The 12356-nt window shown below is 68.4% G+C and carries 15 protein-coding genes and 1 pseudogene; 5 read left to right on the plus strand and 11 right to left on the minus strand.

What is annotated here, in order from left to right; genetic code table 11:
- Positions 1–45: 45 nt before the first annotated feature.
- The 3 genes and pseudogenes from ABIE04_RS03050 to ABIE04_RS03060 all read left to right on the plus strand — a co-directional run bounded on the left by ABIE04_RS03050 (position 46) and on the right by ABIE04_RS03060 (position 3716).
- Positions 46–1662: a sulfotransferase gene (locus tag ABIE04_RS03050; protein ID WP_354547101.1), complete on the plus strand. Its 1617-nt coding sequence runs from the start codon at positions 46–48 to the stop codon at positions 1660–1662.
- A gap of 23 nt (positions 1663–1685) precedes the next feature.
- Positions 1686–1897, plus strand: a pseudogene (locus tag ABIE04_RS03055) (dioxygenase); the annotation flags it as partial.
- A 223-nt stretch (positions 1898–2120) separates the two neighbouring features.
- A complete protein-coding gene (locus tag ABIE04_RS03060) occupies positions 2121–3716 on the plus strand; it encodes a hypothetical protein (protein WP_354547102.1) in 1596 nt (531 codons plus the stop codon).
- Positions 3717–3793: 77 nt separating this feature from the next.
- On the opposite strand, the gene ABIE04_RS03065 is transcribed toward ABIE04_RS03060, so the two are convergent.
- Together ABIE04_RS03065 and ypfJ are read right to left on the minus strand one after the other, a co-directional pair.
- A complete protein-coding gene (locus ABIE04_RS03065; RefSeq protein ID WP_354547103.1) occupies positions 3794–4180 on the minus strand; it encodes a YkgJ family cysteine cluster protein in 387 nt (128 codons plus the stop codon).
- A 156-nt stretch (positions 4181–4336) separates the two neighbouring features.
- The gene (gene ypfJ, locus ABIE04_RS03070; protein ID WP_354547104.1) at positions 4337–5197 is read right to left on the minus strand and encodes a KPN_02809 family neutral zinc metallopeptidase; all 861 of its coding nucleotides are present in this window, start codon (positions 5195–5197) and stop codon (positions 4337–4339) included.
- A gap of 122 nt (positions 5198–5319) precedes the next feature.
- On the opposite strand from ypfJ, the gene ABIE04_RS03075 reads away from it, so the two are divergent.
- Positions 5320–5712: an MAPEG family protein gene (locus ABIE04_RS03075; RefSeq protein WP_354547105.1), complete on the plus strand. Its 393-nt coding sequence runs from the start codon at positions 5320–5322 to the stop codon at positions 5710–5712.
- A gap of 4 nt (positions 5713–5716) precedes the next feature.
- On the opposite strand, the gene ABIE04_RS03080 is transcribed toward ABIE04_RS03075, so the two are convergent.
- Positions 5717–6493: a class I SAM-dependent methyltransferase gene (locus ABIE04_RS03080; RefSeq protein ID WP_354547106.1), complete on the minus strand. Its 777-nt coding sequence runs from the start codon at positions 6491–6493 to the stop codon at positions 5717–5719.
- Positions 6494–6677: 184 nt separating this feature from the next.
- On the opposite strand from ABIE04_RS03080, the gene ABIE04_RS03085 reads away from it, so the two are divergent.
- The gene (locus ABIE04_RS03085; RefSeq protein ID WP_354547107.1) at positions 6678–7499 is read left to right on the plus strand and encodes a CPBP family intramembrane glutamic endopeptidase; all 822 of its coding nucleotides are present in this window, start codon (positions 6678–6680) and stop codon (positions 7497–7499) included.
- Here ABIE04_RS03085 and ABIE04_RS03090 read toward each other — a convergent pair.
- The 8 genes from ABIE04_RS03090 to ABIE04_RS03125 form a co-directional block, all read right to left on the minus strand.
- On the minus strand, positions 7483–8058 hold the full coding sequence (locus ABIE04_RS03090) for a Maf family protein (RefSeq protein WP_354547108.1): 576 nt from the start codon (positions 8056–8058) through the stop codon (positions 7483–7485). The genes ABIE04_RS03085 and ABIE04_RS03090 overlap by 17 nt on opposite strands.
- A gap of 5 nt (positions 8059–8063) precedes the next feature.
- Positions 8064–8513 carry a GNAT family N-acetyltransferase gene (locus ABIE04_RS03095; protein WP_354547109.1) on the minus strand — a complete coding sequence of 150 codons (450 nt, stop codon included), beginning with the start codon at positions 8511–8513 and terminating at the stop codon, positions 8064–8066.
- A 20-nt stretch (positions 8514–8533) separates the two neighbouring features.
- Positions 8534–9004, minus strand: a complete 471-nt coding sequence (gene rlmH / locus ABIE04_RS03100; RefSeq protein WP_354547110.1) for a 23S rRNA (pseudouridine(1915)-N(3))-methyltransferase RlmH — start codon at positions 9002–9004, stop codon at positions 8534–8536.
- A gap of 14 nt (positions 9005–9018) precedes the next feature.
- Positions 9019–9405 (minus strand): ribosome silencing factor, encoded by a 387-nt coding sequence (gene rsfS, locus ABIE04_RS03105; protein WP_082547502.1) that lies wholly within the window; start codon positions 9403–9405, stop codon positions 9019–9021.
- Positions 9406–9511: 106 nt separating this feature from the next.
- Positions 9512–10594 (minus strand): NAD(P)H-dependent flavin oxidoreductase, encoded by a 1083-nt coding sequence (locus ABIE04_RS03110; RefSeq protein ID WP_354547111.1) that lies wholly within the window; start codon positions 10592–10594, stop codon positions 9512–9514.
- 123 nt (positions 10595–10717) lie between these two features.
- Entirely contained in the window at positions 10718–11191 is a 474-nt protein-coding gene (locus ABIE04_RS03115) for a DoxX family protein (RefSeq protein WP_354547112.1), read from the minus strand.
- A 70-nt stretch (positions 11192–11261) separates the two neighbouring features.
- On the minus strand, positions 11262–11537 hold the full coding sequence (locus ABIE04_RS03120) for a pentapeptide MXKDX repeat protein (protein WP_354547113.1): 276 nt from the start codon (positions 11535–11537) through the stop codon (positions 11262–11264).
- 112 nt (positions 11538–11649) lie between these two features.
- Positions 11650–12342 (minus strand): DUF1345 domain-containing protein, encoded by a 693-nt coding sequence (locus ABIE04_RS03125; protein ID WP_354547114.1) that lies wholly within the window; start codon positions 12340–12342, stop codon positions 11650–11652.
- Between the last annotated feature and the right edge of the window lie 14 nt (positions 12343–12356).

Consider the following 12356-nt stretch of genomic DNA (forward strand, 5'->3'; position numbering starts at 1 on the left):
GACGACGTAACATCGGCGGGATCGTCGCCGCCGCGAACCCGCCGCATGCCCAGCCCCACTGCCGAACACCGTCCGCCCAGCGGCGCCGAGCCGCGGCTCGACGGGCTCGCGCCAGCCGCCATGCGGCAAATGCAGGCGGCGGCACATGCGATCCGTGACGGTGCCGAGGCTGTCGCCATGCAGGCGCTGGATGGCGTCCTCGCGATGACGCCGGGGCATCCCGAGGCGCTACGTCTCTACGCCATCCTGCACGCCCGCGCGCACCGCCATGCCGAAGCGAAGGCGGTACTGCAACACGCCATCGCGCAATGGCCCGACTACGTACTTGCCCATTCCGACCTGGGCAACGTGCAGCAGGCCGCCGGCGAACTGGACGCAGCCTTCGCCAGCTGGCGGCAGGCCTGCGCACTGGCGCCGCAGGCGCCGATGCCGTGGTTCAACCTCGGCCGCAACCTGCAGTTGCATGGCGATACCGCAGCGGCGATCGAGGCCCTGCAGCACGCGCACGCGCTGGCGCCGGACTTCTTGCCCGCCTTGCTCCTGCTCGGCGATGCACTGGTGCATGCCGGCCGTTTCGACGAAGCGGATGCGCACTACCGCGCCGCGCTGGCGCTGCATCCGGCCTGCGGCGACGCCTGGCGCGGACTGGCGAACATGAAGACGCGGCCGCTGTCCGGGCACGACCGCGAGCAACTGGCGACAGCCTTGCGCCAGCCTGGATTCGGCGCCGCCGACCGCATCGCGATGGGTTTCGCGCTGGGCAAGGTGTGCGAAGACCAGGGCCATTACGAGCAGGCCTTCGCCGCACTGAACCAGGCCAACGCCGAACTGCGCCAGCTCCATCCATGGAACGCCGACGCGTTCCATGCGCATGCCGATGCCCTGTTCGCCGCTTCGGCCCGGCTGCCGGCAGCGGCGGACCCGACCCTGGGCCGTGAAGTGATCTTCATCGTCGGCCTGCCGCGCTCCGGCTCCACCCTGTTCGAACAGATCCTCGCCGCTCATCCCGACGTCGAAGGCGCCAGCGAATTGCCGGATCTGGAACGGGTGCTCGGCGACGAATCCACCCGCCGTCGCCAGCCGCTGCTGCAGTGGATCGCCGCGGCAACGGCCGACGACTGGCAGCGGCTCGGGCGCCGTTACCTGGAACTCACCGCGCGCTGGCGCCGGCACAAGCCGCGGCATACCGACAAGCTGCCGTCGAACTGGCTGCTCGGCGGCGTGCTCGGCGCGATGCTGCCCGGCGCGCGCATCGTCGACGCCCGGCGCGACGCACTGGAAGCGGGCTGGTCCTGCTACAAGCAGCAGTTCTACCGGTTGCCGCATTTCGCCTGCACGCTCACCGACATCGCCGCCTACATCCGCGACTACGAGCGGATCATGGGCGCGTGGCAGGCAGCCGCCCCGCAGCGCATCCGCATCCAGCGCTACGAAGCGCTGCTGGTCGAGCCGGAACGCGAGATCCGCAACTTGCTGACGTTCTGCGACCTCTCGTTCGATCCCGCCTGCCTCGACTACCACCATGCGAAACGCAGCGTGCGCACCGCCAGCGCCACCCAGGTGCGCCAGCCGCTACAACACAACACCGCGCGTGCCGATCGCTACGGCGCCCTGCTCGATCCGCTGCGTCTGGGCCTCGGCCTGCCGATGTCCGGCCGGTAGAAGCCGACGCCGGTCGTTCGGCGCAGGCACCGTACGTGAAGCCGTTCATCGAATGGATCGAGCACAGGCTCGCCGCCAGGCACCGTTCGCCGAACGCGCACACCCCACCGACGAGCACCTGCTGCCGCTGTTCGTGGCGCTCGGCGCGGCGGGCGCAGACATCCATGCGCAGCGGATCGACGCCGGCATCGACATGGGCTTCCTGGCCATGGATATCTATCGGTTCGCGGGATAAGCGGCTGCCCGCCGTCAGGCGCCGGACGGCCTCTTCACGAAAAATTCCCGGCAAAGCGCTATGACTCCGCCGTTCCGCCTGGGAGTCTGGGGGGCTCGCGATGCTGACGTCGCGTGATGGTGGAACGGCTATCGGATCCCCGTCGTGCCTGGCCGCCAAGCTGTGCAACGCCAGTCGCACGCGTCGACCCTTTCCAATGCCATTACCTCGTGGAGGGGAACCCATGTCATCACGAAACTTGACCGGCTTGAGCATCGCGCTGGGCGCCGTTTTCGGTCTGGCGGCAAGCAACCAGGCCTTCGCTGAAAACGCGGCCACCGCCGTGGAAGTGACACCTGCCGTGAAACACGACACCTTGCGTTCCCTGCGCGGCACGATGCCGCGCCCGGAAGATTTCTCCCGGAGCCCCCGCATCCATCCGCTGCACCCGCTGCCGCCGCTAGCTCCGGGCAACCAAGCTGACGGTGCCGTGCAACACGCCGTCACCGGCGCGTTCGCGCCCGCACTGGGCGCCGGCTTCGACGGCGTCGGCCAGGGCTTCAGCGGCCCGCAGGGCACGTTCAACGTCAACAGTGCCCCGCCAGACACCAACGGCGCGGTAGGCGCGACCCAGTACCTGCAGATCGTCAACACCGGCTTCGCCGTGTTCGACAAGGCCAGCAAGGCGGTGATCTACGGTCCGGTGCCGAGCAACACCCTGTGGTCCGGCTTCGGCGGCCCCTGCGAGAACGACAACGATGGCGATGCCGTGGTGGTCTATGACAAGGCTGCCAACCGCTGGGTCGTCTCGCAGTTCGCCGTCAGCGCCACGCCGTATTACCAGTGCGTGGCCGTGTCGGCCACCAGCGACGCCACCGGCGCGTACTACCGCTATGCCTTCTCCTACGGCAGCGTCTTTCCCGATTACCCGAAGATGGGCGTCTGGCCGGATGCCTATTACGAAACCTTCAACATGTTCACCAATACCTTCCAGGGCGCCAAACTGTGCGCCTATGACCGCAATGCGATGTTGAGCGGCCAGGCGGCGACCCAGCAGTGCTTCCAGTTGTCCACCAGCTACGGCGGCGTGCTGCCGGCGGATCTCGACGGCGCCACCGCGCCGCCGGCCGGCTCGCCGAACTACATGCTGAACTTCACCAGCAATTCGCTGAACCTGTGGAAGTTCCATGTGGACTGGGCGAACAGCGCCAACACCACGCTGAGCGGCCCGATCAACATTCCGGTGGCCGCCTTCGCCACCGCCTGCCGGGGCGGCAGCTGCATCCCGCAGTACGGTACGCGGCAAAAGCTGGACTCGCTGGGCGATCGCCTGATGTTCCGCCTGGCCTACCGCAACTTCGGCGACCACGAGTCACTGGTGGTCAACCATTCGGTGCAGGTCGGCGCCAAGCACAACAACCCCTACACCGGCGTGCGCTGGTACGAGATCCGCAATCCTGCCGGCTCGCCGGTGGTGTACCAGCAGTCCACCTTCTCGCCGGACACCAGTTACCGCTGGATGGGCTCGGTGGCGATGGACAAGCAAGGCAACCTGGCGCTCGGCTACAGCGTCTCGGACAGCTCCATCCACCCGGCGATCCGCTACACCGGCCGTCTGGCCAGCGACCCGCTGAACACGCTGGAGGCCGAGAACAGCATCATCGAAGGCACCGGCTCGCAGAGCGGCAACAACCTCGCGCGCTGGGGCGACTACAGCGCCATGACCGTCGACCCAGTCGATGACTGCACCTTCTGGTACACCACCGAGTACCTGAAAAACACCGGCTCGTTCAACTGGAACACGCGCATTGCGTCGTTCAAGTTCCCTGGCTGCCAATAAGGCTCCCAGGTATCCAGGATGCCCGTCACGCATGGCGGTGGCGGGCATCTCTCTTGCTGTTTTCTCGGACGAGGCGATCAGGCGCTCTGCGGCAGCGGCGGTTCGCCGGCGTCGAACGGGTCGAGCCAGTCCTCCGGCGTCAGCAGCGGCATACCGTGCGCGAGGCGCGCCTTGTCGCACTGCGGGCTGATCGCGCCGAACTCCCACGACGGCTGCACCTCGCGGCATACCGACGGCCGCTGCGGGTAGATGCCGCAATGTGCCGCCTCGCCCACCACGCCTTGCAAGGCCACGCAGCGCGGCTGCGCGGCGTTGGTGCCGCGCATCGCCAGGCGGTGCGGGTCGAGCTTTTCGGTCAGCTCCGGCGGCACCTTGCCGCCGAGGAAGGCTTCCGCCTCCGACCAATGAAACGCCACGCGAAAGAACGCGCAGCAGGCACCGCAACGCAAACAGGGATGTTCCATCGAAGCGACCGGCGGCGCCCCGAGGCGCGCAGGAGGCGAATTCTAGAGCAGCGGGCGTCCGCTGCGCAGCGGCGGCGGAGAGCTACCCCTCCCTGCCCTCCCCTGCGCCGCAGGGGAGGAGGCTTTGAAAGCGGGCGGTCCCGCCCGCTTGAGTCCTCATGGTTCGCCGGCGAAGGTGTTGCACTGGGCAACGTCGCCGCTGCTGAAGCCGGCCTTGAACCACTTCACCCGCTGCGCTGAGGTGCCATGGGTGAACGTGTCCGGCCGCACGCGGCCTTGCGCCTGCTGTTGCAGGGCGTCGTCGCCGATGTGGCTGGCTGCGTTCAGGGCTTCCTCGATGTCGCCCGGCTGCAGCCATTGCAGGCTCTGCTGGCTGTGGTTCGCCCACACGCCCGCGTAGCAATCCGCCTGCAGTTCCTGCCGCACCGACAGGCCGTCGGCGCCGTCCATCGGCGCACCGCGGCGACGCGCCTCGTCGACCTTGTCGAATACACCGGTCAGCTTCTGCACGTGATGGCCGACCTCGTGCGCGATCACGTAGGCGCGGGCGAAATCGCCGGAGGAATGCAGTTCGTCCTGCAGTTGCTGGAAGAACGCCAGGTCCAGGTACACCTTCTGGTCGCCGGGGCAATAGAACGGGCCCACTGCCGTGGTGGCGCCGCCGCAGGCCGTGTTCACGCCGCCGCTGAACAGGTGCAGCTTGGGCTCGACATAGGTCGAGCCATGCGCCTGGAAGATCGCGCCCCAGCTCTGCTCGGTCGAGTGCAGGATCGCGCTGACGAAGGCCTGCTGCTCGGGATCGACCTGGGCCGGCTGCCCGGTGTGCGTCGGGGCGCCCGGCAGGGTGCCGCTCTGGTCCAGCAGCGCCAGTGGGTTCTTGAAGAAGATCCAGCCCAGCAGCGCCAGCACGACCAGGCCGCCCAGGCCCATGCGGCCACCACCACCGAAACGCGGACCGCCACCGCCACCGCTGTCGACCTCGACGTTGCTGCTGCTGCCGCCTTTTCGCCAATCCATAGGAATCCCTTGTTGACCGATGCACGCACCCCGTGCCGCGTGGCGACGATAGCGCGTCGACCGGGATCACGCCACGGCGCGCGCTGCCGCTAAAGTAGGCGACCTTTTGTGAGGATTTCAGCATGACCCACCTGCCCGCCCTGGTCACCCTGCTCGCCGTGCTGCTGCAGTTCGGCACCATGTGGGCGGTCGGTCATGCCCGCGGCAAGTACGGCATCAAGGCACCGGCCACCAGCGGCGACCCGGCGTTCGAGCGCGCCTACCGGGTGCAGGTGAACACCCTGGAAAGCACGGTGATGTTCCTTCCCACGCTGTGGCTGGCGGCGAACTACGGCTTCAGCGGCTGGGCCGGCGTGGCGGGGCTGGTCTGGATCGTCGGCCGCGTGTGGTACGCGCTGGCCTACCTGCAGGATCCCGCCAAACGTGGCCCCGGCTATATGGTCGGCATGCTCGGCTGGGCCGCGCTGCTGGTGATGGCCTGCATCGGCGTCGGCCGGGCCATGCTGATCGGTTGAGCGCTCAGACCAGCGGACCGGGAGCGATCGCGCTCAATACCCACACGCGATGCGGCACCGCCATCGGCTCGGCTGCATGGTGGGCGGCCAGCATGTCGGCCAGTTCGGCATCGAAGCGCACCACCTTCGCCTCGTCCAGCGTGGCTCCAACGCCTGCGCTGGCACGGATGCGGCCGCGCCAGTCCACGTGGCTGTACGGCACGTCCAGGTCGAACGAGTACGTGCGCAGGTCGCCGAAGCCGGCTTCCGCCACGTCCTTCAGCCACGCCGGATACAGGCCGCTGCCGCTGTGCAGCGTCCAGGCCGGGTTGTAGGCCAGGATCAGCCGCTCGGTGTCCTGCACCATGTTGCCGGCCAGCGGCACCCAGTCGAAATGCGCGATCAGCAGCCGCCCGCCCGGCCGCAACCACTTGCGCACCAGGGCCGCCGTGCGCGGCCGGTCGAACCAGTGCCAGCACTGGCCGGCGGTGATCGCGTCGAACGAGGCGGCGGCGAACTCGGCGTTCTCGACCCGCGCACGCACCTGCTTCACCTGCACGCCGGCGGCCCGGTCCATCTCCGCGGCCTGCGCCAGCAGCGGCGCGGAATGATCCAGCCCGGTCACCTCGCAGCCGCGCACGGCCAGGCCACGAGCGACCGTGCCGGTGCCGGTGCCCAGGTCGAGAACGACGTCACCCTTGCGCACGCTGCCGTCGGCGAACAGACGTTCGAAGAAGGCGTCCGGAAACCCCGCTCGATGGCGCGCGTAATCGCTGGCAGTCCTGCCGAAATCGGTAGTCATCGACACTCCCCTGTGCTCGTCTGCAGGCCGATGGTACTGCGATGGTCTTGCGCTGCAAGCGAATGCCAGCCGCCATGCCGGTCGGCAGGATTGCGCAAGCGGCCCGCAAGGCACTAGCTTGGGGGCGCGAGTGCCGCACGCGGCGTCCGCTTTCGCCATTCGCCGCCACAGGCACGATGACCGCATGGAAATCAGCTGCACCGAGGTTTCGCCCCTGCCGCCGGAGCTCCTTCTGCCCGAGGCCAGCCGACCCGCGCCTGGCCTGCGGGCCACCGCGGGCATCATCGCCACCTACTTCGTGCTGCAGCTCGCGGTCGGCATCGCGTTCGCGCTGGCGATCGGTGTGATGGCAGCCTTCAGTCCCACCGGTCCAGGCATCGACGCCGCGATCCGCACGACTCTGGGGCAACCCGCCATGCAGGCGTTGGTGGCGATCCTCTCGCTTGGCGTGGCCGCGCCGCCGACCCTCTGGCTGGCACGTCGTACATGGCCGCAGTTGTGGTCGCTGGCGCAGCCGCCGGGTTTCGGTTTCACGCCGCCGCGCCAGCTGCTGTTCTTCGCGCTGGCGGTCGTGGCCGGACTGGCGGCGCCCATCCTGGGCTCGCTGCTGACCCAGTGGCTGGCCCAAGGCCATACGGTGACCCAGGACATCCAGCAGATCGGCAGCAACACCCCGTTGGGGCTGCGCATTCCGCTGGTGCTGGTGGTGGTGTGCGTGGGGCCGCTGGTGGAAGAGCTGCTGTTCCGCGGCGTGCTGCTGTCGGCCTTGATGAAGCGCCTGCATGTCGGCTGGGCAGTGACCGGCAGCTCGCTGCTGTTTGCGCTGGTCCACCTGCCGGGACTGGAATACCAGTGGTACGCACTGCCGAACCTGATCCTGCTGGCGCTGTTGCTGGCCGCGCTGCGGCTGCGTTCGGGCTCGATCTGGCCGGCGGTGCTGGCGCACGGCGCCAACAACCTGCTCGCCGTCGCCGCCTGGTTCGTGGCGATCAATCCGCCGGGCTGATTCCGCCGCGACGCAGCAGTCGCGCGGTCTCGAACAGCGGCAAGCCCATGACCCCGGAATAACTGCCGTCGAGGTGCTCGACCAGGGTCGCGCCGCGGCCTTGGATCGCGTACGCGCCGGCCTTGCCGAACGGCTCGCCGGTGGCGACATAGGTGGCGATGGTCGGCTCGTCCAGCATGGCAAAACGCACCTGCGACACGCAGACCTCGCACTGCTCGCCGGTCGCGCCGACCAGCCATACCGCCGAGATCACCGCGTGCGTCCGCCCCGACAACCGGCGCAGCATCGCGGCCGCAGCGGCGGCATCCTGCGGCTTGCCGAATACCTCGTCGTCCAGCACCACCTCGGTGTCCGCGCCGAGTACCAGCGCATCGCTTGCGTGCGCCAGCGCGGCCAGGCCGGCTCTCGCCTTGTCGCGCGCCACCCGGCTCACATAGTCCCGCGGCGATTCGCCCTGCGCGCGCTGCTCGGGCACGTCGACGTCGAGCACGGCGAAGTCCGCGCCGAACTGTTCCAGCAGCTGGCGCCGGCGCGGCGACTGCGAGGCAAGATAGAGCACCGGCGTCACAGCGTCAGGCTGTATTCGCAGAACTGGTGGTCGCGCTGCCAACCGAGCGACTCGTACAGCGCCTGCGCCGGCGCATTGTCCAGCGCCGTGGACAGCGACAGGCTGGCTGCTCCCAGCGCGCGCGCATGCTCCACCGCCGCGCCGAGCAGGCCCGCGGCCACGCCCTGGCGCCGCGCGTGTGCGGCCACGAACAGGTCGTTGAGCAACCAGGTACGCACGGTACGTACCGAGGAGAACAGCGGATACAGCTGGGTGAAACCGAGCCCGGCGCGGTGTTCGTCCAGCGCCAGCAGGATCAGCGACTCTTGGTGGTGGAAACGCTCCGCCAGGAAATGCCGTGCCCGCGCCAGGTCTGCCGGCTGGCCGTAGAACTGGCGGTAGCTGTCGAACAGCGGCGCCAGCGTGTCGAGGTCGAGGATCGTGGCTTGGCGGATCTGCAAGGACATGGAGGAGACTCCGTTGGGTGTCAGGCGCGATGGTAAGGGTGGCCGGCCACGATCGTGGTGGCGCGATACAGCTGTTCGGCCAGTACCAGCCGCACCAGCATGTGCGGCAGGGTCAGCGGGCCCAGCGACCAGCACTGGTCGGCGCGCGCCAGCACCTCGGGCGCGTGGCCGTCCGGGCCGCCGATCAGGAACGCCAGGTCGCGCCCGGCCATGCGCCACTTCACCAGCTGTTCGGCCAGTTCCTCGCTGGACCAGTTCCTGCCGCGGCCATCGAGTGCGATCACATGGATGTCGTGCGGCAACGCCGCGAGGATCGCGGCGCCCTCGTCCTGGATCGCCCGCGCATCGTCGCGGCCCTTGCCGCGGTTGCCGGGCTTCAGCTCGATCAGCTCCAGCGGCAGTTCGTGCGACAGCCGCTTGCGGTATTCGGCAAAGCCTTCCGCCACCCAGCCGGGCATGCGTTCACCGACCGCGATCAGGCGCGCGCGCATGCCGTGGGTTCGACTCAGCTGGCTTGCGCGGCGTCGATTTCGTGCCCGTGGTCACCCACCGTCCACAGCCGCTCCAGGCCATAGAACTCGCGGATGCGCGGCAGCATCACATGAACGATCACGTCGCCCAGGTCGACCAGCACCCATTCGCCTTCCTGTTCGCCTTCCACGCCCAGCGGCATCACGCCCGCCTTCTTGGCGAACTTGCCCACTTCGTCTGCGATGGATTTGACATGGCGTGCCGAGGTGCCCGAGGCAATCACCAGCAGGTCGGCGATGGAGGTCTTGCCGCGGACGTCGATCTCGCGCACGTCCTTGGCCTTCAGTTCTTCGAGCGCGTCGATGACCGACTTGCGCAGGGTGGCCGTGGTGACGGCCTTGTTGGTACGGGCTGTGCTCAAGAGGATGGGCCTCGATGCGGGATCGCAGCGCAAAATGGCGCGGGCGCAGTATAACCGCCCTGCCGCAACGGCACGTCAAGGCGTCGGCCGGCCGAGGCGCGGGCATTCAATGAGCCAGCGAGCGCCGGGCCAGCCGGTACTCGTGCATCAGCCGCGCCACCAGTTCGGCGGCGGGTTGCGGGCGCACCAGGCCGGCGGCCTGGCCGCACCACTCGGACAGCAGGTCGCCGCGCCCGGCTTCGGCAGCGGCGCGGCGCAATGGCGCGGTGAGCGCGTTCAGCACCGGATACGGCAGGCCCTGGGCCGCCTGCGGCATCGCCTCGACGAAGCGGTTGCGCAAGCCGCGGGCGGCGCGCCCGGAGAAGCCGCGGATGGTGGTCACCCGGTGTTCCTCGACCTGCGGCAGGTCCCGCTTCCACGCCTCCGCGGCCGAGCACTCCGGGCAGGTGAGGAAGGCAGTGCCGAGCTGGCTGGCCGCCGCACCGAGCACTTCCGCCGCCAGCATGCCGCGGCCGTCCATGATGCCGCCGGCAGCGATCACCGGAACATCCCGGACAAGTGCCGTCATCGCGCGCACGGCGAGCGGCAGCAGCGCGAACAGGCCGATCATCGCGTCCTCGGCCTCGTGCAGGAAACCGCCGCGATGGCCGCCGGCCTCGGCACCCTGCATGGACACCGCGTCGGCACCGGCGTCGGCCCAGGCACGCGCCTCGGCCACCGTGGTGGCCGTGCCGATCACGTAGATGTCGCGCCGGTGCAGCTCGTGCAGTTGCGCCTGGCCGATCAGGCCGAACGCGAAAATCGCCGCCGCCGGGCGCGCCTCGCACAGCGCGGCGAACTGATCGGAGAAGCGTGGCGCCCAGCGCGCCGGCAAGCTGGTGCGCACGTCGAGGCCCTCGCGCGCCATCAGCGCATCGAGCTGCTCGCGCGCCTTCGTCACCGCCGCCATGTCGACCTCGAATTCGTCCGGCAACACGAACAGCCCGATCGCATAAGGCCAGTCGCCGAGTGCGCGGATCCGCGTGGCTTGCGCGAGGATGGTTTGCGGCTCCAGATAACCGGCGCCGAGCGAGCCCAACCCGCCGGCACCGGATACCGCCGCGACCAGTTCCGGCGGCGTCGAGCCGGCCATCGGCGCCTGGATCAGCGGATGCTCGATGCCGAGCCGATCGGCGAAGGGCGAGGTCATGCGCAGTACCTGATCGATGAATGGGCGATCAAGTATGCGCGGCGGACGGACCGGAGATAAACCTGTGCCACCGCACGACACTGGCAGCATGCCGTTGCGGTGGCCGCCGAGTGCCGATGACGCTCAACCGGCGGCACCGTGCCCGCGCTTGCGCAGGCGGTCCACCGACAGTGCGCCGGCGCCCGTACCCATCGCCAGCATCAGCAATCCACCGAGATAGAGCAGGTTGACCTCGAACCCGGGCGGGCCGAATTGCGGTCCGCTGGCGGTCAGACCGATCGTGTTGACCGAACTGAAGCCGTACGGCAGGTGCACCGTGAGCGTCGCCACCAGCAGGATGGCGGCCATCGGAATGCTGACGAGCATGACGAAGGCGCCCACGAACATGGCCAGCCCGGTTGAAAGCTCCAGCAGCGTGACCACCCAGGCCATGACATGCGGCAACGGCACTCCGATCCAGTGCAACAGGTCGGCGAACTTGTCCGGACCACGGCTGAACTTTGCCCAGCCATGGGCCATGAAACCGAATCCGATCACCAGCCGCAGCGGCAGCGGTGCCCAATCGGACCAGAACGGCGCGCGAGTCGATATGCGCATGGTCTTCTCCTGACTCCGAAAGTCTGTGCGAGCGGGAGAGCCATGCAGCTCTCCCGCTCCGGGACCGGACTTAGTGGCCGGCGTCCATCGCATCGGCTTTCTTCATCGAATCGGCTTTCATGGCATCGTGCTTCATCGCATCCTTTTTCATGGAATCGTGCTTCATCGAACCGTGCTTCATGGAGCCGGCCTTCATCGAATCGTGCTTCATGGAGTCTTTCTGCATCGCGTCGCGCGACATCGCGGAGCTGGAGCTGGCGGCCATCGCGTCCTGCGCGAACGAGGCGGAGGCGGCAAGACCGCAGGTCAGGGCGGCGGCGAGAAGTGTGGCAAAGCGAGCGTTCATGGGAAGTCCTGGCAAGAAAAGGGGTGGAGACGGTCATGCCGTCTCCACCCCTTCATTCGCCGCACGCCGGCCGGGAGTTACATCGGCGGCAACCCGGGCCGAGGCGACGGCGCTAGCCGCCCTGCCCGGCCACGATGTTCACCGTGATCGCGATGATGAACACGTTGAAGAAGAACGCGATCACGCTGTGCAGCAGCACCACGCGGCGTAGGTACTTGCTGGTGATCTGCACGTCCGAGACCTGGAAGGTCATGCCGACCACGATCGAGAAATAGGCGAAATCCCAGTAGTCCGGCTCGGGCGTGTCGGGAAATTCCAGGCCGGCGTGCTTCTTGCCGAAATCGCCGTAGTAGCCGTGGGCGTAGTGGACCGCGAACATCACGTTGAGGAACAGCCAGCTCAGCACCACACTGAGCACGCCGAGCGCAAGTTCCAGCAAGCCGCCACCCCTGGCCGCATGCAGTTCGTTGCCCAATGCCGCCAGTACCACCGCCGACAGCAACACCCCGCCCCACAGCACGCCCCAGCGTCCGGTATCCAGCGCCCGCGCCTGGCTGCGCATGTGGCTCGGCGAAGCCCGGTTGAACAGGTGCGCGAAGATGCCCAGGAACACCAGCGCCGCCAGATCGAAACCCAGCAGTACCGCACTGGCCGGGCGCAGTCCTGCATGCAGCAGCACCGCCATGGTCACGAGGAAGATGAGCAGCGACAAGACCGTCCACCGGCGACCCTTCACGAAACGCCATGGCCGCCAGCCGCGCCGCCGCGATGCGCGTTCACCCGCCTGGTCCGATGGTTCGTCCATGCATGCCTCCGTGT

Origin of the sequence: Rhodanobacter soli (genome assembly GCF_040548735.1) — a bacterium.
GTDB classification, from domain to species: Bacteria; Pseudomonadota; Gammaproteobacteria; order Xanthomonadales; family Rhodanobacteraceae; genus Rhodanobacter; species Rhodanobacter soli_A.

Excerpts from the sequence above, each read along its gene's own strand:
- rlmH (WP_354547110.1), bottom strand. The coding sequence starts at position 9,004 with ATGCGCGCGCGCCTGATCGCGGTCGGTGAACGCATGCCCGGCTGGGTG.
- ABIE04_RS03060 (WP_354547102.1), top strand. The coding sequence starts at position 2,121 with ATGTCATCACGAAACTTGACCGGCTTGAGCATCGCGCTGGGCGCCGTT.
- ABIE04_RS03080 (WP_354547106.1), bottom strand. The coding sequence starts at position 6,493 with ATGACTACCGATTTCGGCAGGACTGCCAGCGATTACGCGCGCCATCGA.
- ABIE04_RS03115 (WP_354547112.1), bottom strand. The coding sequence starts at position 11,191 with ATGCGCATATCGACTCGCGCGCCGTTCTGGTCCGATTGGGCACCGCTG.
- ABIE04_RS03120 (WP_354547113.1), bottom strand. The coding sequence starts at position 11,537 with ATGAACGCTCGCTTTGCCACACTTCTCGCCGCCGCCCTGACCTGCGGT.
- ABIE04_RS03075 (WP_354547105.1), top strand. The coding sequence starts at position 5,320 with ATGACCCACCTGCCCGCCCTGGTCACCCTGCTCGCCGTGCTGCTGCAG.
- ABIE04_RS03065 (WP_354547103.1), bottom strand. The coding sequence starts at position 4,180 with ATGGAACATCCCTGTTTGCGTTGCGGTGCCTGCTGCGCGTTCTTTCGC.
- ABIE04_RS03050 (WP_354547101.1), top strand. The coding sequence starts at position 46 with ATGCCCAGCCCCACTGCCGAACACCGTCCGCCCAGCGGCGCCGAGCCG.
- ypfJ (WP_354547104.1), bottom strand. The coding sequence starts at position 5,197 with ATGGATTGGCGAAAAGGCGGCAGCAGCAGCAACGTCGAGGTCGACAGC.
- ABIE04_RS03110 (WP_354547111.1), bottom strand. The coding sequence starts at position 10,594 with ATGACCTCGCCCTTCGCCGATCGGCTCGGCATCGAGCATCCGCTGATC.
- ABIE04_RS03095 (WP_354547109.1), bottom strand. The coding sequence starts at position 8,513 with ATGTCCTTGCAGATCCGCCAAGCCACGATCCTCGACCTCGACACGCTG.
- ABIE04_RS03085 (WP_354547107.1), top strand. The coding sequence starts at position 6,678 with ATGGAAATCAGCTGCACCGAGGTTTCGCCCCTGCCGCCGGAGCTCCTT.
- ABIE04_RS03125 (WP_354547114.1), bottom strand. The coding sequence starts at position 12,342 with ATGGACGAACCATCGGACCAGGCGGGTGAACGCGCATCGCGGCGGCGC.